Source organism: Rathayibacter festucae DSM 15932 (assembly GCF_004011135.1).
Lineage (GTDB): Bacteria > Actinomycetota > Actinomycetes > Actinomycetales > Microbacteriaceae > Rathayibacter > Rathayibacter festucae.
On the sequence record NZ_CP028137.1, the window covers coordinates 2901725 to 2920575 of the forward strand.

An 18851-nucleotide genomic window follows, 5' to 3' on the forward strand; every position below is an offset into this window, starting at 1 on the left:
TCCGAAGCCGGGACCTGACCGCGATTCCCCTCGATGAGGAGGTACCACCCGTGGCATCAGATCCGCCACCCGCACTCGAGCTCGCCCGCGTGGTCAAGGCGTTCGGCGCCGTCGTCGCGCTGCGCTCGGGCACCATCGCCGTGCACCGCGGGTCGATCCACGCGCTGGTCGGCGAGAACGGCGCCGGCAAGTCGACGCTCGTCAAGATCATCGCCGGAGTGCATCAGCGCGACGCGGGCGAGTTCCTCCTCGACGGCGAGCCGGTCGACTTCTCCTCGACCGCGCAGTCGAAGGCCGCGGGCATCGCCGTGATCTACCAGGAGCCGACGCTCTTCCCCGATCTCAGCGTCACCGAGAACATCTTCATGGGCCGGCAGCCCCGCGGCCGCCTCGGCCGCATCGACCGCAAGGCGATGCGCACCGAGGTCGTCGGCCTCTTCGAGCGCCTCGGCGTCCGGATCGACCCCGACCGCCCCGCCGAGGGCCTCTCCATCGCCGACCAGCAGATCATCGAGATCGCCAAGGCCATCTCGCTCGACGCGACGGTCCTCGTGATGGACGAGCCGACCGCCGCGCTCTCCGGCGTCGAGGTCGAGCGCCTCTTCACCGTCGCCCGCTCGCTCCGCGACGAGGGCCGCGCGCTGATCTTCATCTCGCACCGCTTCGACGAGGTCTTCTCGCTCTGCGACACCATCACCGTGATGCGCGACGGCGCCTACATCTCCACCACCGCCACCGAGGACGCCACCGTCGACGGCATCGTCCGCGAGATGGTCGGCCGCGACATCACCGAGCTCTTCCCCAAGCAGGCGACCGAGATCACCGAGGTCCTGCTCGAGGTGAGCGGCCTCACCTCGGCCGGCGTCTTCCACGACATCTCCTTCACCGTCCGCGCCGGCGAGATCGTCGGCCTGGCCGGCCTCGTCGGCGCCGGGCGCAGCGAGGTGGCCCGCGCCGTCTTCGGCGTCGACCCCTACGACTCCGGCTCCGTCACCCTCGTCGGCGGCCGGATCCCGGCGGGCAGCCCCTCGGCCGCCATGCGCGCCGGGCTCGCTCTCGTCCCCGAGGACCGCCGCAAGCAGGGCCTCGTGCTCGACTCCTCCGTCTCGCGCAACATCACGATGGCGATCCAGAAGTCGCTCTCCAAGGGCGGCCTGATCACCGGCCGCCGCGAGAACACCGCCGCGCGCGACTGGGCCGCGCGCCTCGAGGTCAAGACCGACGCGCTCGACACCGTCGCCGGCACGCTCTCAGGCGGCAACCAGCAGAAGGTCGTGCTGGGCAAGTGGCTCGCCACGAACCCGAGGGTCCTGATCATCGACGAGCCGACCCGCGGCATCGACGTCGGCACCAAGTCCGAGGTGCACCGGCTGCTCTCGCAGCTCGCCGGAGAGGGGATGGGGATCCTGATGATCTCGTCCGAGCTGCCCGAGGTGCTCGGCATGGCCGACCGCGTCCTGGTGATGCGCGAGGGGCGGATCACCGCCGAGCTCGACCGGGCCGACGCCACCAGCGAGACCGTGATGCTCGCCGCCACCCGAGGAGCAGCCGCATGAGCACCGCCCAGGCATCGACGCAGAAGCGCGTGCCCGCCGCCGAGCCCAACGCCTTCGCCTCCGGCTTCGGCTCCTTCGTCCGGGCCCGCGAGACGGGAATCCTGCTCGCGCTGGTCCTCGTCGTCATCGCGACGACTGCGAAGAACCCGACCTTCCTCTTCTCCCCCGACGGCTGGCGCGACCTGCTGCTGACCCCGTCGATCCTGATTCTGATCGCGGTCGGCCAGGCCATCGTCGTCATCACCCGCTCGGTCGACCTCTCGGTCGGCTCGATCCTGGGCCTGACCGCCTACCTCACCGGCCGGCTGTTCCTGGACGTGCCGGGGATCCCGATCCTCGCGGTCTTCGCCGCCGGCATCGTCTTCGGCGGACTGCTCGGGCTGATCAACGGCGCGCTCGTCGCGTTCGCGAAGGTCCCGGCGCTGGTGATCACCCTCGGCACGCTCTACGCCTACCGCGGCATCAACGTCGCCTGGACGGGCAGCGACCGGATCAACGCGTCCGACATGCCCAAGGACTTCCTCGCCCTGGGCACCGGGCAGTTCCTCACCATCCCGTACCTCACGATCATCGCTCTCGTCGTGCTGGTCGCCGCGGGCTGGTACCTGCGCAACCAGCGCGCGGGCCGCGAGTTCTACGCGATCGGCTCCGACCCGGACGCGGCGCGGCTCTACGGCCTGCCCGTCACCCGGCGCATCCTGGTCGCCTTCGTCGTCTCCGGCGCGCTGACAGGCCTGGCCGGCGTCCTCTACGCCGCGCGCTACGGCACCGTCAACTCGCAGGCCGGCTCCGGCTACGAGCTCGACGCGGTCGGCGCCGCGGTGATCGGCGGCGTCGCGATCTTCGGCGGCTCCGGCACGGTCTGGGGCGCGGCGATCGGCGCCGTGCTGCTGCTCACCATCAACCGGGCCCTGCCGATCCTGGGCGTGCCCGACTTCTGGCAGCGGGCGGTGGTGGGCGTGCTGATCATCGGCGCGATCGTGCTCGACCGCGTGCTCTCCCTCCGACAGTCCCGCAAGCTCCTCGAAGAGAGGGACGACTCCTGATGAGCCTCGTCACCGACACCACCGCCGTGCGCACCGCGCGCGAGTACCGCGACTACGCCCGGCCGGCCTGGCAGCGCGTCCTGTTCAGCCGCGAGACGGCGATCGTCCTGCTGCTGATCCTCGTGATCGTCGTCGCCTCCGCCTCGGTGAAGAGCTTCGACAAGCCGATCACCATCACCTACCTCTTCCTCGACATCGCGCCGACGCTGCTGATCGCGCTGCCGATGACGCTGATCATCATCACCGGCGAGATCGACCTGTCGGTCGCCTCCACCGTCGGGCTGGCGAGCGTGCTCACCGGCACGCTGCACCAGGCCGGAGTGCCGTTCGAGGTCGCAGCGCTGATCGCGATCGTGGCCGGCGCCGTCGGCGGAGCGCTGAACGGCTTCCTGGTCACCGTCGTCGGACTGCCCTCGCTCGCCGTCACGATCGGCACGCTCGCCCTCTACCGCGGGCTCGCGGTCGGACTGCTCGGCACCACGGCCGTGACCGACTTCCCCGAGTTCTGGACCGACCTCGCGAAGGCGAAGCTCGTCGGCCCGGTGCCGCTGGTGGTGCTGCCGTTCGCGATCCTGGCGATCGTCTTCGCGGTGGTGCTGCACTCCACCCGCTTCGGCCGCGGCGTCTTCGCCATCGGCCTGAACGACGAGGCGGCGATCTTCTCCGGCGTGAACGTGAACCGCACCAAGTTCATCCTCTTCGTGGTCTCCGGCGCCGTCTCCGCACTGGCCGGCATCTACTACACGCTGCGCTACGGCTCCGCCCGCGGCGACAACGCGACCGGGCTCGAGCTGCAGGTGATCGCGGCCGTCCTGCTGGGCGGCGTCTCGATCTTCGGCGGCCGCGGCGCCCTGCACGGCGTGATCGCCGGCGTGATCCTGATCGGAGTGATCGCCTCGGCCCTGCGCCTCGCGAACGTCACCTCCGACGTCATCAACATCATCACCGGAGTGCTGCTCGTGCTCTCGGTGGTGTCCACCAGCTTCCTGGCCTGGCTGTCGCGACTGCGGCGCTCGGGCAGGAGACGCCCCTGATCCCGCATCACCGGCACAGCACCCGCACCACCCCGCACCACCCCCACAGCACCTCGACGAAAGGCAGACGATGATGTTCTCCTCCCGTGGGCGCCGCCTCGGCACCCTCACCGCACTGGCCGTCTCGGTCGCGCTCGTCGCGACCGGCTGCTCCGCCTCCGACGGCGACTCCGGCTCGGACGCCGGCGGCGACTCCGGCTCCGGCGACTACTCGATCACCTTCCTGCCGAAGAACCTCGGCAACGCGTACTTCGACACCTCCGACGCCGGCGGCGAGAAGGCCATCGAGGAGTTCGGCGGCACCTACGCCGAGGTCGGCCCCGCCGAGGCCTCGCCCGACGCGCAGGTCTCCTACATCAACACGCTCACCCAGCAGGGCGCCGGAGCGATCGTCGTCTCGGCGAACGACCCGAAGGCCATCTGCGACGCGCTGAACGAGGCGCGCGACAACGGCACCAAGGTCGTCACCTTCGACTCCGACACCAACGCCGACTGCCGCGACCTCTACATCAACCAGGCCACCGCCGAGGGCATCGCCAAGGCGCAGGTCGACCTGATCACCGAGCAGATCGGCGACAGCGGCGAGGTCGCGATCCTCTCCGCCTCCGCGAACGCCACGAACCAGAACGCCTGGATCGAGCTGATGGAGGAGGAGCTCACCGCGAACCACCCGGACGTGACGCTCGTCGACACCGTCTACGGCGACGACGACGACCAGACCTCCTTCGACAAGACCGCGGCCCTGCTGCAGACCCACCCCGACCTCAAGGGCATCATCTCGCCCACGACGGTCGGCATCGCCGCCGCCGCCCGCTACCTCTCCACCTCGGACTTCAAGGGCAAGGTCGCGCTGACCGGTCTCGGCACGCCGAACCAGATGCGCGAGTTCGTCGAGGACGGCACCGTCACCGCGTTCGCGCTGTGGAACCCGGGAGACCTCGGCTACCTCGCCGCCTACGCCTCCAAGGCCCTGATCGACGGCGACATCACCGGCGCCGAGGGTGACACCTTCGAGGCCGGCGACCTCGGCTCCTTCACCGTCGACGCCGACAACACCGTCCTGCTCGGCGACCCCTTCACCTTCACCGCCGACAACATCGCCGACTTCGACTTCTGACCCGTTCCGCAGTCATGCTGATCGAGACATCCTGATCGAGTAGCGCCCGCAGGGCGCGTATCGAGATCCACCGTCCCTGAAGCGGTGGGTCTCGATACGCCGCTCCGCGGCTACTCGACCAGCATGTCTGCATGCCGCTCGAACAGCTCTCGCAGGGCGACCCCGTTCATGCTGATCGAACAGCTCTCGCAGGGCGACCCCGTTCATGCTGATCGAGTAGCGCCCGCAGGGCGCGTATCGAGATCCCCCACCGAAAGGCCCCACCCCATGCAGCGCGTCTGCTTCCAGCTCCAGGTGCGACCCGAGCGCATCCCCGAGTACACCCGCCGGCACGCCGCGATCTGGCCCGACATGGCCGCCGCACTGAAGGCCACCGGCTGGAACAACTACTCCCTCTTCCTCCGCCCCGACGGCCTGCTGATCGGCTACTTCGAGACCCCGTCGCTCGAGGCCGCCCGCGCCGGGATGGCCGCCACCGAGGTCAACGCCCGCTGGCAGGCCGAGATGGCCGAGTTCTTCGTCGAGCTCGACGGCGCCCCCGACACCGGCTTCCTGCAGCTGACCGAGGTCTTCCACCTCGAGGACCAGCTGTCCTGACCCCTCTCCTCCTTCCCGACACCCATCGGACAGAGCCGCGGCTCCGAATGATGCACGGGGTCGATCGAGGAGGTAGTGCGGGATGTCGTTCAACAGCCGCCGCTGGCAGGTCCGCACCATCGTGGCGCGGGTCCAGGCCACCGCAGCACTCAGCACGTCGACACTGGACACGGCCGGCCGCGCCGACCGCAAGCTCGAGATCCTCCGGATCGCGGACGGCGTCGACGCCGGGAGGGTCAGCAACGACGAGGCCGTCGCCGCGTTCGAGCGCCTGGCCCGGGACGTCGGCCACACTCCCGAGGCGCGGCTCGGTTGACGCCTCCGCATCCGGGCGCACCGTGACGGACGGCGCCCCGTCCGCGCAGGACGCCCTCGTCCCGCCGCTCGCCGACGGCGACCACGCCGCGTTCCGCCGGCTCTACGAGCGCACCGTCCGGCGCGTCCGCTCGATCACCGTCGGCATCCTGCAGGACCACGCTCAGGCGGAGGAGGTCGCGCAGGAGACCTACTTCGAGCTCTGGCGCTCCGCCGCCCGGCACGCGGTCCTCGAGGAGCAGCAGCACCTCGTCGCCGTCATCGCCCGCCGCCGCGCCATCGACCGGGTCCGCGCCGCGCAGTCCTCCCGCGAGCGCGACCACCGCTACGCGATCCACAGCTACCTCCGCGAGATCGACGAGGCGGAGTCGCACGGCGAGATCGCCGGCGAGTTCCGGCGCGCCGCGGCCGAGATCCGCCGCCTCGCCCCGAAGCACCGCGACCTGCTCTTCCTCGCCTACGTCCGCGGCCTGACCCACGCCGAGATCGCCACCGAGCTCGGCCTGCCGATCGGCACCGTCAAGACCCGCCTCCGCGACACCCTCGCCCGCCTCCGCCGCGAGCTGACGCCCCCGCCCCCCTGACGCGCACTGCCCGCCGGTCGAGCACCCGCGCAGCGCCCCTGCACGCCGGTCGATCAGCCGCGCAGCGGCCTCCGCATGCTGGTCGAGTAGCCGCGCAGCGGCGTATCGAGACCCACCGTCCCCAGCAGGCCGGGTCTGCAGACTCCCCGTCCGACGCCGGTGGATCTCGATACGCGCCCTGCGGGCGCTACTCGATCAGCATGTCTCTGCCGTCCGAGCACCCGCGCATCGCCCCCCTCATGCTGGTCGAGTAGCCGCGCAGCGGCCCCTCATGCTGGTCGAGTAGCCGCGCAGCGGCGTATCGAGACCCACCCACGACGAAGCCCCCGCCCTCCGAGAGTGGAGAGCGGGGGCCACGGCGACGCCGTCAGCGCGTCAGAGCGTCTGCGCGAACGGGTCGAAGTCCACCGGCACCGCGGGCACCGGCGCGGACAGCGTGCTGTCGATCGCGACGAACTCGCCGCTCTCGGCCGACTCCTGCGCCGACAGCATCACGTCGAGCACGTGGAAGCCGAGCTCGCCGGTGGCCACGTGCGGACGGTCCTCGGCGATCGCGCGGACCATGTCGAGCAGGCCGAGGCCGCGGCCGACGACCGTGCCCTTCTGCTCGATCTCGGTCCACTCCTGCTCGCCCCACTGGCCGTCGGCGATCGAGGTGCGGGCCTTCACGTACGCGGTGCGCCCCTCGAACTGGTTCGGGTCGGGGATCACGATCGACCCCTCCGTGCCGTGGATCTCGAAGACGCCGTGGCGCTCGAGCGCGGAGTCGAAGCTGAGCAGGCTCGACGCCTGCGGCCCGGCCGCGAACGAGGTCAGCACCTGCAGCGAGGTGGGCACCTCCACCGGGAACGTCGTTCCCGCGTCGGGGCCGGAGCGGATGACCCGCTCCTCGAGCTTCTTCCGCCCGAGGGCCGCGACCCGCTGGACCGGTCCGAAGAGGCTGACGAGTCCGGTGAAGTAGTACGGCCCCATGTCCAGCAGCGGGCCCGCGCCCTGCGCGAAGAGGAACGCCGGGCTCGGGTGCCAGAGGTCCGGTCCGACCGTCTGGAAGACGGTGGACGCGAACATCGGCTCGCCGATCACGCCGTCCGCGATCGCGCGCTTCGCGGTCTGGAAGCCCGGGCCGAGCAGCGTGTCCGGCGCCGAGCCGACGCGCAGCCCCTTGGCGGCGGCGTCCTGCAGCAGCTGCGCGGTGCCGGCACGGTCCAGGCCCAGCGGCTTCTCGCTCCAGACGTGCTTGCCCGCGGCGATCGCCGCGGCCGAGACCTCGACGTGCGCGGCGGGGATGGTCAGGTTGACGACGACCTGCACGCCGGCGTGCGCGAGGACGTCCTCCGCCGAGCCCCAGGCGGGGACGCCGTGCTTCTCGGCCTGGCTCCTCGCCCGGTCGAGCAGCAGGTCGCCGACGATCAGGACCTCGACGTCCGGGAAGGACGCCAGGTTCTCGAGGTAGGTGTCGCTGATGACGCCGACGCCGATGACGCCGATCCCGATGGGCCCGCTCATGCCGCGTACCCGCCCTTCACGAGGAAGTCGTAGCTGGCCTGGATGTCCGCGAAGACGTCGCCGGGGGCGTTGTCGTACTCGATGACGGCGTACTTGATCGCGCCCTCGCCGGCCTTCAGCGCCTCGACGAGCGGCACGTCGCCCTCGCCCGGGCGGCGCTGGTCGAGGGTGTCCGAGCCGAAGGCCGCGGCGCCGGGGGCGAACGGGTTCTCGGCCGGGGCGATGCCGTCCTTGACGTGCACGGCGACCAGGCGCGAGCCCAGCTTCGACACCAGCGCGGGGCCGTCCTGGCCGCCGGTCAGCGCCCAGAACAGGTCGAGCTCGATCTCGACGCGCTCGTCGGTCGTCGCGACGAAGCGCTCGTAGGCGGTCCGGCCGTCGAAGGAGGCGATGAACTCCTGCGCGTGGTTGTGGTAGCCGACCTTCAGCCCGAAGGTCGCGGCGACCTCGGCGGCCTTGTTCAGGCGGTCGGCGATGTCCGCCACGCCGTCCTCGGTCAGCCAGCGCTCGGCCGAGACGAACGGGTCGATGACGGTGTGGATGCCGATCTGCGCGGCCGCCTCGAAGACGACCTCGGGGGCGGGCGTGGGGATGGAGCCGTCCGGCGTCCACAGCTCGTCGGAGAGCAGCGGAGCGTGGCCGGTCGGCGAGGCGAGGCCGCTCGCGTCGAGCGCGGCGCGGATCTCGGCGGGACGGCGGACGAAGTCGAACGCCTCGACGTTCTTCAGGCCGATCGCCGCGAGCTTCTCGAGCGAGCCGTTCGGGTCCTCGGAGAACTCCTTGGCCAGCGTGTACAGCTGGATGGAGGCCAGGGGCAGAGTCATGATCGATGTCGCTTTCACTGGTGATGGTGGTGCGGGCAGGACTGTCGTCTCCGACCAGCCTGTCCTATGGACGTCCGAGAAAGGCCTATCGGACTTTCTTGATGGGGAGGATGACGAGCGCACCGACGACGGCCGCGAGCGCGCAGACCGTGAACCACAGCCCGTAGTTGTTGCCGGTCGGGTCGCTGACGTAGACGAGGATGCCGCCGACCAGCGGCGCGAGCGTCTGCGGCAGCGCGTTGGCGATGTTGAAGACGCCGAGGTCCTTGCCCGAGTCGTCGGGGTTCGGCAGCACGTCGACGACGAGCGCCAGGTCGACGCCGACGTAGATGCCGTAGGCGAGTCCGAGGACCGCCTCGAGGACGTAGAAGGCGCCGATGTCCTGCACGAAGATCAGCGCGAAGGTGCCGACCGCGAAGAGCGCGGTCGAGCTCCAGACGAACACCTTGCGGCGCCCGATCCGGTCGGAGAGCCAGCCGGCGAAGTAGCTCGCGCCGATCAGCGCCACCGTGTAGATCAGCACGCTCGTGCTGATGACGACGGGAATGCTGCCCTCCTCGACTCCGATGTGGTTGAGGAGGTAGAAGAAGCGGAAGGTGGTGAAGCCGAAGCTCGCGAAGGTGATCAGGAAGCGCGACCACCAGGCCAGCGCGTAGTCGGGGTTCTTCACCGGGCTGACCCAGAAGGTCTCGGCCCAGTCGCGCAGAGTCGCCTTCGGCGGGGCGACGGGCAGTCGCTTGTCGGGCAGCACGACCGCGAAGACGACCATGACGATGATCGCCAGGATCGACGGCGCGACGAACATGATGAAGAGCTGGTCGACGAACGCCTGGGCGACGTAGGTGCCGCCGAGGATGCCGACGTTCTGCGCGATCCCGAGGGCGGCGGTGACCTTGCCGCGCTGGAACTTCGGCACCTGATCGGCGAGCGTGGCGATGAAGGGCGCGAGCGTCATGTTCGCGCCGAGCTGGGCGAGCGACCAGCCGATGGTCGCGATCAGCAGCGTCGGAGCGAGCGCCATGATCGTGAACGCGACGGTCATGATGACCGTGCCCGCCACGATCCAGATGCGGCGGCGCCCGAGGCGGCTGGTCGTGCGGTCGGAGAGCCGGCCGAAGACGACGTTGGCGACGGTCGCGAAGAGGGCGCCGAACCCGCCGAGGATCGCGGCCGCTCCGGTCGCGCCGTTCTGCGCGATCTCGCCCGCGTCGACGAGCGACTGGATCTTGAGGCCGATACCGACGATCGCCGGCCCGAGGAGGGCGATGAAGAAGATCAGCTGCGCGGCGAGCAGCCAGAAGACATAGCCCTTCGTCGCCGGCTCGGTCGGCTCGGAGAACGCGTGGTGCCCCCGCACCGTCGCCGTCGCGGTGGTCATGCCCGAGGGCATCCCCGCTGCGGATCCGCTGGACGTCGTCATGATCGTTCCCTCTCGTCATCGAGTGTGCAGAATCGAGCGGTCGTGCCCAAAACCTTGCGTCGTGTGGTTTTGAGTATGCAGGGCTGCTCATCTCGCCGCAACCGTCGGCCGCCCGAGACCGGCCCCCGAGTTGCGCAAGATCCTGCCCCGACGACGCTAGCCCTCCCCCTCGCGCCCCCGCCGCCCCGTACCCGAGCTGGCGCGCGACGCCCCGCGAGCAGACCCCGACGTCGGATTCAGCGCGACCGCGGACCTCGGCGGCACTGCCGCAGCTGTCGACCACTCGCGCGAGACACCGGCTGACGCCGCTTCGGCGTCCTGCACTGGCGCTGCGCCGCGGCCGCGAGCGGCTCGCCGAGTCGTTAAACCAAGAACGGCCCGCCGAAGCGGGCCGTCCTGTTCTGTCTCAACCAGAGTGCGCCCGGAGGGATTCGAACCCCCAACCTTCTGATCCGTAGTCAGATGCTCTATCCGTTGAGCTACGGGCGCAGTCCATCGCGTGGCCTTGGGGGGCGCACGCAACGAGGTACGACTATACATGCCGGGAAGCCCCTCCGCGAATCGAGCGGGCGCCCGCCCGGGCACGCGTACCGTGGCAGTCATGGAGGCCGCCGCGATCGAGCTCGTGCGCTTCGTCGTCTCGCCGCTGCACCGGTTCGAGGGGCGGCCGGCCGACGGCCCGATCCCCTCCGAGGGCAACGAGCAGCCCGAGCGGATCGAGATCCGCGCGGGACTCGGCATCGTCGGCGACCGCTACTTCGCCCAGCGCGCGCACCGGACGGCCGCGGTCACCCTCTTCGCGATCGAGTCGCTCGAGCACGTCGCGGCGGAGCTCGGCCGTGCCGCGTTCGACCCCGCCGACACCCGCCGCAACATCATCGTGCGCGGCGCCGACATCGACGCGCTCGCCGGCCGCACCTTCGCGGTGGAGCAGGGCGGCGAGCGGATCGAGTTCCAGGGCGGCCGCCCGGCCAACCCCTGCGCCTGGATGGACGTCTCGCTCGCGCCCGGCGCCTTCAAGGCGATGCGGCGCCGCGGCGGCGTGCGCTGCGCCCCGCTCACCAACGGCCTCCTCCACATCGGGCCGGCCCGGCTGATCCTCCACCGCTCCGAGGACATGCTGATCTGAGCGGATCGGCCAGCGCCTAGGCTCTCCCCGACCCGTTCCCGCCAGGCCGCTGCGCCGCGACACCCGAGGAGGCGCCCGTGCCCTACCCCGGCCGCCCCCTGCGCGCCCTCGCCTCGAGCGTCCGCCACGGCCTGCGCGACGTCTTCTCCACCACGCGCTCCCGCCGGCGCGACCCGCGCCGCCGCTACAAGAACACCGACGTCTCCGTCCTCCGCGTCCACCGCCGCGACGTCTACGCCCGCGTCAACACCGTCGGCCACACCGGCGAGCGCACCTTCGTGCTCGTCCCGGGCATCGGCGTCGCCGCCACCTACTTCGAGCGGCTCGCCCCGGCGCTCAACGAGTTCGGCCCCGTGCACGCCCTCGACCTGCCCGGCTTCGGCGGCGTCCCGCACCCGCCGAACGCCCGGCACATGACCATCGGCGACTACGCCGAGCTCGTCGGCGCGGTCATCGACGACCTCGGCCTCGACGACCCGGTCGTCCTCGGCCACTCGATGGGCACGCAGGTCGTCGCCGAGCTCGCCGCGCGCCGCCCCGAGCTCACCACGATCGTCCTGCTCGGCCCGGTGATGAACCCGCACGAGCGCCGCATCCCCGTCGCCGCCTGGCGCTTCCTCCAGTCGAGCATCCGCGAGCCGGTGCAGGTCGCCGTCCTCGCCGCCGCGGCGTACCTGCTCTGCGGCCCGCGCTGGTTCTCGCGGGTGCTGCCCGAGATGATGCAGTACCGGATCGAGGACGTCCTGCCCCGGATCCGCGCCTCCACGCTGGTCATCCGCGGCGAGTTCGACCGCCTCGTCCCGCGGGAGTGGGCCGAGGAGGTCGCGGAGGCGATCCCGCACGCGCGCGCCTGGGAGATCCCGGACGCCTCGCACTCGGTGATGCACGCCCACGCGGAGGAGGTCGCCCGGCTCTGCGTCGAGCACGCCCGCGCGCCGCAGCCCGACCGCGACGAGGCCGAGCTGCGCCGCTTCCCGGACGACGAGATCGACCGCTCGCAGGAGGACGCCCCGATCGACGATCCGCTGGGCGCGATCCGCGGCCGGGTGACCGAGCTCGCCGGCATCCTCGTCGACGACGACTCGCTGATCGCCGAGGGCAAGACCCAGCACGCGGAGGCGACCGACCCGGCCGCCCTGCAGGAGTCCGACACCGACGCCGGAGACGGCGACTCCGGGCCCGGCCTCTTCGACACGCCCGCCGCACGCTGAGCGCGGAACCCGCTCAGGACTCCTCGCCCACGATCTCCTCGCGGATGCGCCGCAGGTCCTCGGCGAGCGCCCCCAGCAGGATCCAGTGCTCCGGGTGCGGGGTCACGATCACCAGCGGGGCGGTCAGCGCCGGCAGCTCGTCGGTGATCGGCTCCGGCTCCGGCACCGCGACCGAGGACTGCACGAGCAGCCGCAGGTCGTGCGCCGCCCGGTGCAGCTGCACCGCGATGTCCCCGATCGTCGGTTCGCCCACCAGGTCCTGGTCGTACAGGTCGTGCACCGTGCGGGTCATCCCGCGCACGCGCGTCACGATGCGGGCGAGCCGCGGAGTGACGGAGTCCAGCGCCAGCAGCCGGTCGCGGTGCGCGGAGCGCCGCGGGTTGAGCCGCAGCGACTCCTCACCGGTCGCGATCGCCTCCTCCGCCTTGGTCTGCATGGTCTGCAGCAGCCGCGCGTTGATCAGCAGCTCGCTGAGGCGCTCCCGGCCGACCTTCGTCTCGAGCACGTCGGCCAGGTCGTCGAGCGCCGCGGCGAGCTGCGCGGTCAGGTCGCCGACGGCCCGCTCCGCCGGCGCGAGCGTGATCGGCGGCACGATCAGCGCATTCACGACGATCCCGACGGCCGCGCCGATCAGCGTCTCGAGGATGCGGTCCACGGCGTAGTTCGGCGTCACCGAGCCGACCGAGAGCACGAGCATCGCGCTGATCGGGATCTGCACCGCGGAGGCGGGTGTCAGCCGGACCGCCCAGCCCACGGCGATCGCGGCGACGATCGCGCCGAGGACGATCGCGCTGTCGTCGCCGAAGAGCGTGCCGATCAGCGAGCCGACGACGACGCCGATGATCACGCCGACGCTGCGCTCGAGCGCCTTCGAGAACGACTGGTTCACGCTGGGCGCGACCACCAGCAGCGCCGCGATCGCGCCGAAGACGGGCAGCGTCCCGGGGAAGATCAGCGCGGCGATGATCCAGGTGACGACGGTCGCCGCCGCCGTCTTGACCAGCTGGAGCACCGGCGGCCGCGTGTCCACGGTGAAGCTGGACGTGAGGCGCATAGCTCCACGGTAGCCGCGGCGTGCGGGCGCGGTCACCGCTCCGGCGCCGCCTCGATGCTCGCGAGCACCGCGCGCAGCCCCCGGGCGGCGTCGTCGCGGAGCGCGTCGGGCACCGCCGCCAGCAGCTCCCGCTCCACCTCGAGCACCTCGGGGAAGGCGGCGTCGACCAGCGCGATCCCCTCGGTGGTCAGCGCGATGAGCGCGCCGCGCCCGTCCGCCGGGTTCGCGGTCCGCAGCACCAGCCCGCGGCGCTCGAGCGCGTGCAGCCGCTTCGTCACGGCCGGGGCGGAGGCGAGGCCGATCGTCCGCAGCGTCGTCGGCGACTGCGGGGCGGCGAGCCGGCGCAGCGTCGTCAGCACGTCGAACTCGCCGCGGGTCAGCTCGAAGGCGGCGAGCCGCTCCTCCGTCACCCGCACGAGCAGGGCGGAGGCGCGGATCAGGCGACCCGCGACGTCCACCGCCGAGGTGTCCAGCTCGGGCCGCAGCCGACGCCAGCCCGCACGGATCTCGTCGACGGCGTCCGGAGCCGCGCCGGGGTCCGGATGCGACGCGTCGCTCGACAGAAGATGATTCACGAGTAAAGTATATCTGGTTCACCCGTGAACGACCTCTCCGGCCGGTGCCGCTCGGATCCGCCCGCCGACCCGAGGACTCCGATGCCCGCCACCCCCTCCCTCCGCAGCGCCCTGCCGCACCCCCGTGAGCTGGTCGCCTTCGGCCCGCACGACGGCGCCCACCGCGTCGCCCTGCGCGCCGGGATCTCGATGGCGGTGCCGCTCCTCCTCCTCTGGGTCCTCGGCCGCACCGACCTCGCCCTCTACGCGACCTTCGGCGCCTTCACCGCGCTCTACGGACGCCGGCACACCCACCGCCCGCGCCTGCTGATGCAGGCCTCGGCCGCCGCCTACCTCGTGGCGATGGTGACGATCGGCACCGCCGTCGCCCTGTCGCCGCAGCGCGACTGGCTGATCATCCCGGTGGTCACCCTCGCCGCCGTCGGCGCCGCCTACCTCAGCGACGCCCTGCACTGGCACCCGCCCGGCCCGCTCTTCCCGGTGTTCGCCGTCACCGCCTGCGCCTCGGTGCCCGTCGAGGCGACACGGATCCCGGAGGCGTTCGCCCTCGCCGCCGCCTCCGCCGCCTTCTCGCTGCTCATCGGAGTGAGCGGGATCGCCGCCCCGCGCGCCCGGCTGCTGCCCGCGACGCCGTGGCGCCCCTCCTTCCGCGCCGCCGCCGTCCGCTCCACGACCCGCGCCGGGATGCTCCGCTTCGGCGCCGTCGTGCTGATCGCCGGCGCGATCCCCACCGCGACCGGCCTCGGCCACCCCTACTGGGCGATGGTCTCCGCCGTCGCGGCGGTCTCGGGCGCCGACGCGACCGCCCGCCTCGTCCGCGCCGGCCACCGGATGCTCGGCACCGTGATCGGCGTCGCGATCGCCGCCGCACTGCTCGCCCTGCCGCTGTCCCCGCTGGTCACGATCGGCGTCGTCGTGCTGCTGCAGATGCTCGCCGAGCTCGTCGTCGGCCGCAACTACGGCCTGACCCTCGCCCTGATCACCCCGCTCGCGATCCTGATGGTCGAGCTCGCCCACCACACCGACGAGTTCGTCCTCCTGCGCGACCGCGCCCTCGAGACCGCGATCGGCGTCGCCGTCGGCGTGGCCGCCACCCTCCTGTCCCACGCGATCGCCACCCGCACCACCCGCCCGACACCCGAAGGCTGAACGCCGGACAGCGGACAGCAGACAGCAGAGGGCGTCCATGCTGATCGAGTAGCCCGCGCAGCGGGCGTCCATGCTGATCGAGTAGCCCGCGCAGCGGGCGTATCGAGATCCACCCCCGCCGAGAGTCGAGTCCGCAGACCCGTCCTGCTGAGGACGGTGGGTCTCGATACGCCCCTCCGGGGCTACTCGACCAGCATGACGGCCCCCTCCAGGACTACTCGACCAGCATGACGGTCCCCTCCGGGGCTACTCGACCAGCATGACGGGCCCCTCCGGACTACTGCACTCTCCCTCACCCGGGCACGACGGAACCCCCGGTCGGCTCGCGCTGACCGGGGGTTCGACGGCGGGGGTCGGCGGGCGCCGGACCCGATGGGCCCGCCCGCCCCCGCACGAGGCGCGGAGTCGCGCGGCGGTTTCCCCCCACCGCGCGACCCTCACGCCTCAGCTAGGCGACGAAGCTCCACTTCTGGTGGTTGCCTCCGTTGCAGGACCAGGTCCCGAGCTGACGACCCGCGGTCGTGCTCTCGTCGGGCACGTCGAGGCAGGCGCCGCTCGCGCGGTTGACGATCGTCTGACCGCTCACCTGCCACTGCGCCGTCGATCCGGACGTGCAGGGCGCCTGCACCAGCGCGCCGCCGGAGCCCGAGGACCCGGACTGCGCGAGGCAGAGCCCGCTGTGCTGCGTCTGGAACTGCACGTAGCCGCCGGCCGATGCCCGGGCGAACACGGCGTTCGACCCGTTGCCGCAGGTCCACTGGACCACCTTCGAGCCGGTCGCGGTCGAGTCGTCCGCGACGTTCACGCACAGTCCGCTCGACGCCGACTTGATCGTCGATCGCGGCAGCGCCGGGGCGGCGTTCACCGTTCCCGCCGCGGTGTCGATGACGACCCCGTCCACCTCCGGCATGGCGACCGAGGTGTTCGACGGGAACTGCAGCGGCTGCCAGACGTAGCTGGAGTCGTTGACCGCTCCGTTGTTGGCGCCCGCCCAGCGGTCGCCCATGTAGAGGTAGGACGTGCCGGCGCTGCCGCTGATGGTCGCGACGTAGGTCGGCTGCGAGCGGTTGCCGGTCGGCCCGCCGAAGTCGGTCGGCGTCGACCACGGCCCGGTGATCTTCGTGGCCGTGGAGTACTTGTTCTGGTTCGGGCTCCAGCCGGTGGTCCCGGACGAGAGCGCGAAGTAGACGCCGTTGCGCTTGAAGATGGTCGGCGCCTCACGGGACTGGTTCTCCCAGTGCAGGCCCTGGAACGACTCGACGTTCGTGTACGACGCGTTGAGCTTGAAGATCGCCGTCGACGCGTTCGTCGTGGGGATGGCCGTCGACGAGAAGAGGTACGCCGAGCCGTCGTCGTCCTGGTACACCGTCATGTCGCGCGACTCGTAGCCCTGCGGCCGGAAGCTGCCCTGGTAGGCGTAGGAGCCGTCGACCGTGCTCGAGGTGGCGACCGCGACGCGGCCCTGCGTGTAGTCCCGTCCGTTCTCCCAGTGCATCCAGAGCACGTACTTCTGCGTCGCCGCGTTGTAGACCAGCTTCGGCCGCTCGATCGTCGAGACGTTCAGGTCCGGCGAGGAGTTCCTGGTGAGGATGTCGCCGCGGAACTCCCAGTTCTTGAAGTCGGTGGAGCGGTAGAGCGGGACCGAGATGAACCGGTTGTCCGCGTCGGTGCTCTGACCGACCCAGTAGTAGTACTGCCCCACCTTGAGCAGCCCGGCGCCGTGCCCGTGGATCGGCTGGCCCTGGGTGGTGAGGAACTGCGTGCCGTTCGTGACGGTCTGCGGCGCCGCCGTCGCGGGCGCCAGGCCCGTGACCGCGACCAGCGCCGCCGTGGCGAGCGCCATGAGCGCCAGCCTGATCCGTCCTCTTCGTTTCGTCATTGAAACTCTCCTTCTAGTTGAGGGTCATCGAGGGGACGACCCACGTGGTGGTCGACATCGCCGGAGCGGATGCCGTGAATCGGTTGCCGGCGAGCGCGGCCGGGGGCAGCGCCGCCAGGTCCTCGGACGCGCCGGTGCGCACCCCCGAGGCGGTCGCGGTGGCGGGAGCGAAGCGGGTGAGGTCGTAGGTGACCGTCGCCGGCGTCGAGGTGGTGTTCACCGTGACGAGGACGACGCGCCGGCCGGCCTCGTCGTGGAAGGCGACGGTGTCGTTGTCGCTCACGCCGATCACCCGGTAGCCGCGGCGGACGTAGCGGCTCCACTGCGCCATCGCCCAGAACTTCTTGTTCCGGGTGTAGCTCGAGAGATCCGCGGAGGCGTTGTTGAGGTCGGTGTCGAGCATCCCCCAGCCGCCGGAGTCGACCGCCTGCCAGTAGGCGAACGCACTCGCGCCGAGCCACTTCACGTCCCAGAGGATGTTCTGCGAGAGCGTCGATCCGCTCGCGTCGCCGTTGCCGTGCTCGGAGTCCCAGATCCGCGTGCCGCGCGCGGCGGTCTTGAAGCCGGTCCGGTCGGAGCCCTCGTAGCTGTGCACGTTGTACTGGCCGACGAGGGCGCGGGTCTGCGCGGACCAGCTGTTCACCGTGTCGCGGCCGACATCGATGCTCGTCTCCTCCGACGCCGCGATCCGCGTCGGCGAGCCCTGCCGCGCCAGCTCGTCCGCCAGGGCCTTGAGCATGATCGCCTGGTTCGCCGGGTACATCCGGTTGCCCTCCTGGCGGTTGCCGAAGGTCCAGTAGGCGGCGCTCGGCTCGTTCACCGGCGACAGGGTGCGGAAGGCCACGCCCCAGGTCGTGCGGAAGCGCTCGTTGACCGTCACGAGGTAGCGGGCGAAGGCCTCGTAGCTGTCGGGGCGCAGGTTCTCGGCGGCGTTCCTGCCCCCGGTGACGCTGCCCGAGATCGTCATCCACCAGGGCGGCGAGTTGGCGAAGGACTCGGCGAGGAACTCGCTGGCCGGGATCCGCGACTTGGCGGCCTGGAGGAACCAGCGCTGATTCGGGTCGGCCGACCAGTCGTAGGCCGCCGAGGCGGACGCGAGGTAGCCGGGGATGCGGGCGCGGAGGTCCATGTGCCCGGGGTAGGCCGGGTTCTCGCCGCCGCCGATGTTGTAGCGGACGATGTTCAGCCCCAGACCCTTGTCGCGGTCGAAGAGCAGATCGGCGTAGGTGTCGCGCACCGCCTGCGTGCCGCCGATCCGGTGCGCGAACCAGCAGAGCGCCGTGCCGAAGCCCTCCCACACCGGTCCGCGCTGCGCCGGGTCGACGACCGCCGTCCCGGTGGCGGCGTGCGCGGGTGCGGCGCCCGGCCCGGCGACCGCCGTGACCGCGCCCGTGAGCGCCGCCGTGCCCGCGAGGGCGAGAAGCCCTCTCCTGTCCATCGTCATGGGTACCTCCTCGTACCTGTGGTGCTCGTGCCGCGGCGCTCGATGGGCGTCTCCACTGCACGGATGTCCACGTCAACATCACTCCGGTGAACGTAGCATGGCAGCGCAACCATCTCCAGCCCGACGAACGCCACGATGGTCAGGAGCCTCGGACGGGGGTCACCCACGTCCGCAGACGACTCGTCGTCCCCGAGTGCCAGGCGCGACATCCCCGGGAACGACAGAACCCCCGGTCGGCTCTCGCTGACTCGGGGGTTCTGACTGGCGGTACCGGTGGGATTTGAACCCACGGTGGACGCAAGCCCACACATGTTTTCGAGACATGCTCCTTCGGCCGCTCGGACACGGTACCGAGGACGAGTGTACGCGAGGCTCCGGAATCCCGCCAATCGGCGCGGGAACCGCGGCCGA

General features: G+C 71.3%; 17 protein-coding genes and 2 tRNA genes. 10 read left to right on the forward strand and 9 right to left on the reverse strand.

What is annotated here, in order from left to right; translation table 11 throughout:
- Positions 1-50 precede the first annotated feature (50 nt).
- The 7 genes from C1I64_RS13390 (at position 51) to C1I64_RS13415 (ending at position 6249) form a co-directional block, all read left to right on the forward strand.
- On the forward strand, positions 51-1556 hold the full coding sequence (locus C1I64_RS13390; protein ID WP_244209478.1) for a sugar ABC transporter ATP-binding protein: 1506 nt from the start codon (positions 51-53) through the stop codon (positions 1554-1556).
- Positions 1553-2602, forward strand: a complete 1050-nt coding sequence (locus C1I64_RS13395; RefSeq protein WP_127887538.1) for an ABC transporter permease — start codon at positions 1553-1555, stop codon at positions 2600-2602. Before C1I64_RS13390 ends, C1I64_RS13395 begins: the two co-directional genes overlap by 4 nt.
- Positions 2602-3636, forward strand: coding sequence for an ABC transporter permease (locus C1I64_RS13400; RefSeq protein WP_127887539.1), 1035 nt, complete (start codon positions 2602-2604; stop codon positions 3634-3636). The genes C1I64_RS13395 and C1I64_RS13400 overlap by 1 nt, the downstream gene beginning before the upstream one ends.
- 73 nt (positions 3637-3709) lie before the next feature.
- Positions 3710-4753 carry a rhamnose ABC transporter substrate-binding protein gene (gene rhaS / locus C1I64_RS13405; protein ID WP_372487879.1) on the forward strand — a complete coding sequence of 348 codons (1044 nt, stop codon included), beginning with the start codon at positions 3710-3712 and terminating at the stop codon, positions 4751-4753.
- Positions 4754-5020: 267 nt separating this feature from the next.
- A complete protein-coding gene (locus C1I64_RS13410; protein ID WP_127887540.1) occupies positions 5021-5350 on the forward strand; it encodes an L-rhamnose mutarotase in 330 nt (109 codons plus the stop codon).
- A gap of 82 nt (positions 5351-5432) precedes the next feature.
- A complete protein-coding gene (locus C1I64_RS20145; RefSeq protein ID WP_164874547.1) occupies positions 5433-5666 on the forward strand; it encodes a hypothetical protein in 234 nt (77 codons plus the stop codon).
- Between the two features lie 22 nt (positions 5667-5688).
- The gene (locus tag C1I64_RS13415) at positions 5689-6249 is read left to right on the forward strand and encodes a sigma-70 family RNA polymerase sigma factor (protein WP_159422022.1); all 561 of its coding nucleotides are present in this window, start codon (positions 5689-5691) and stop codon (positions 6247-6249) included.
- A gap of 375 nt (positions 6250-6624) precedes the next feature.
- Here C1I64_RS13415 and C1I64_RS13420 read toward each other — a convergent pair whose 3' ends face one another.
- The 4 genes from C1I64_RS13420 to C1I64_RS13435 all read right to left on the reverse strand — a co-directional run bounded on the left by C1I64_RS13420 (position 6625) and on the right by C1I64_RS13435 (position 10488).
- Positions 6625-7755, reverse strand: coding sequence for a Gfo/Idh/MocA family protein (locus C1I64_RS13420; RefSeq protein ID WP_127887542.1), 1131 nt, complete (start codon positions 7753-7755; stop codon positions 6625-6627).
- Complete coding sequence (locus tag C1I64_RS13425) at positions 7752-8579, reverse strand: sugar phosphate isomerase/epimerase family protein (RefSeq protein WP_127887543.1); 828 nt, start codon at positions 8577-8579, stop codon at positions 7752-7754. The genes C1I64_RS13420 and C1I64_RS13425 overlap by 4 nt, the downstream gene beginning before the upstream one ends.
- Positions 8580-8664: 85 nt before the next feature.
- Positions 8665-9999: an MFS transporter gene (locus C1I64_RS13430; protein ID WP_208645127.1), complete on the reverse strand. Its 1335-nt coding sequence runs from the start codon at positions 9997-9999 to the stop codon at positions 8665-8667.
- 416 nt (positions 10000-10415) lie between these two features.
- A tRNA-Arg gene (locus tag C1I64_RS13435) sits at positions 10416-10488 on the reverse strand.
- Between the two features lie 112 nt (positions 10489-10600).
- On the opposite strand from C1I64_RS13435, the gene C1I64_RS13440 reads away from it, so the two are divergent.
- Both C1I64_RS13440 and C1I64_RS13445 read left to right on the forward strand, forming a co-directional pair.
- Complete coding sequence (locus tag C1I64_RS13440) at positions 10601-11128, forward strand: MOSC domain-containing protein (RefSeq protein ID WP_123446774.1); 528 nt, start codon at positions 10601-10603, stop codon at positions 11126-11128.
- 77 nt (positions 11129-11205) lie between these two features.
- Positions 11206-12339 (forward strand): alpha/beta fold hydrolase, encoded by a 1134-nt coding sequence (locus C1I64_RS13445; protein ID WP_127887544.1) that lies wholly within the window; start codon positions 11206-11208, stop codon positions 12337-12339.
- Positions 12340-12352: 13 nt separating this feature from the next.
- Here C1I64_RS13445 and C1I64_RS13450 read toward each other — a convergent pair whose 3' ends face one another.
- Both C1I64_RS13450 and C1I64_RS13455 read right to left on the reverse strand, forming a co-directional pair.
- Entirely contained in the window at positions 12353-13393 is a 1041-nt protein-coding gene (locus C1I64_RS13450; protein WP_123705503.1) for an FUSC family protein, read from the reverse strand.
- A gap of 32 nt (positions 13394-13425) precedes the next feature.
- The gene (locus tag C1I64_RS13455; protein WP_127887545.1) at positions 13426-13968 is read right to left on the reverse strand and encodes a MarR family winged helix-turn-helix transcriptional regulator; all 543 of its coding nucleotides are present in this window, start codon (positions 13966-13968) and stop codon (positions 13426-13428) included.
- Positions 13969-14049: 81 nt separating this feature from the next.
- Here C1I64_RS13455 and C1I64_RS13460 point away from each other — a divergent pair, with 81 nt between their 5' ends.
- Positions 14050-15117, forward strand: a complete 1068-nt coding sequence (locus C1I64_RS13460; protein WP_127887546.1) for an FUSC family protein — start codon at positions 14050-14052, stop codon at positions 15115-15117.
- 448 nt (positions 15118-15565) lie between these two features.
- Here C1I64_RS13460 and C1I64_RS13465 read toward each other — a convergent pair whose 3' ends face one another.
- The 3 genes from C1I64_RS13465 to C1I64_RS13475 all read right to left on the reverse strand — a co-directional run bounded on the left by C1I64_RS13465 (position 15566) and on the right by C1I64_RS13475 (position 18792).
- On the reverse strand, positions 15566-16996 hold the full coding sequence (locus C1I64_RS13465; protein ID WP_208544820.1) for an RICIN domain-containing protein: 1431 nt from the start codon (positions 16994-16996) through the stop codon (positions 15566-15568).
- Positions 16997-17009: 13 nt separating this feature from the next.
- Positions 17010-18440, reverse strand: coding sequence for a glycoside hydrolase (locus C1I64_RS13470; protein ID WP_127887547.1), 1431 nt, complete (start codon positions 18438-18440; stop codon positions 17010-17012).
- 262 nt (positions 18441-18702) lie between these two features.
- Positions 18703-18792: transfer RNA gene (locus tag C1I64_RS13475), tRNA-Ser, on the reverse strand.
- Positions 18793-18851 lie beyond the last annotated feature (59 nt).

Bases quoted from the DNA above. Each gene is read 5' to 3' on its own strand.
- C1I64_RS13410 (WP_127887540.1), top strand. From the start codon at position 5,021: ATGCAGCGCGTCTGCTTCCAGCTCCAGGTGCGACCCGAGCGCATCCCC.
- rhaS (WP_372487879.1), top strand. From the start codon at position 3,710: ATGTTCTCCTCCCGTGGGCGCCGCCTCGGCACCCTCACCGCACTGGCC.
- C1I64_RS13430 (WP_208645127.1), bottom strand. From the start codon at position 9,999: ATGACGACGTCCAGCGGATCCGCAGCGGGGATGCCCTCGGGCATGACC.
- C1I64_RS13440 (WP_123446774.1), top strand. From the start codon at position 10,601: ATGGAGGCCGCCGCGATCGAGCTCGTGCGCTTCGTCGTCTCGCCGCTG.
- C1I64_RS13470 (WP_127887547.1), bottom strand. From the start codon at position 18,440: ATGACGATGGACAGGAGAGGGCTTCTCGCCCTCGCGGGCACGGCGGCG.
- C1I64_RS13460 (WP_127887546.1), top strand. From the start codon at position 14,050: ATGCCCGCCACCCCCTCCCTCCGCAGCGCCCTGCCGCACCCCCGTGAG.
- C1I64_RS13425 (WP_127887543.1), bottom strand. From the start codon at position 8,579: ATGACTCTGCCCCTGGCCTCCATCCAGCTGTACACGCTGGCCAAGGAG.
- C1I64_RS13420 (WP_127887542.1), bottom strand. From the start codon at position 7,755: ATGAGCGGGCCCATCGGGATCGGCGTCATCGGCGTCGGCGTCATCAGC.
- C1I64_RS13465 (WP_208544820.1), bottom strand. From the start codon at position 16,996: ATGACGAAACGAAGAGGACGGATCAGGCTGGCGCTCATGGCGCTCGCC.
- C1I64_RS13400 (WP_127887539.1), top strand. From the start codon at position 2,602: ATGAGCCTCGTCACCGACACCACCGCCGTGCGCACCGCGCGCGAGTAC.
- C1I64_RS13450 (WP_123705503.1), bottom strand. From the start codon at position 13,393: ATGCGCCTCACGTCCAGCTTCACCGTGGACACGCGGCCGCCGGTGCTC.
- C1I64_RS13395 (WP_127887538.1), top strand. From the start codon at position 1,553: ATGAGCACCGCCCAGGCATCGACGCAGAAGCGCGTGCCCGCCGCCGAG.
- C1I64_RS20145 (WP_164874547.1), top strand. From the start codon at position 5,433: ATGTCGTTCAACAGCCGCCGCTGGCAGGTCCGCACCATCGTGGCGCGG.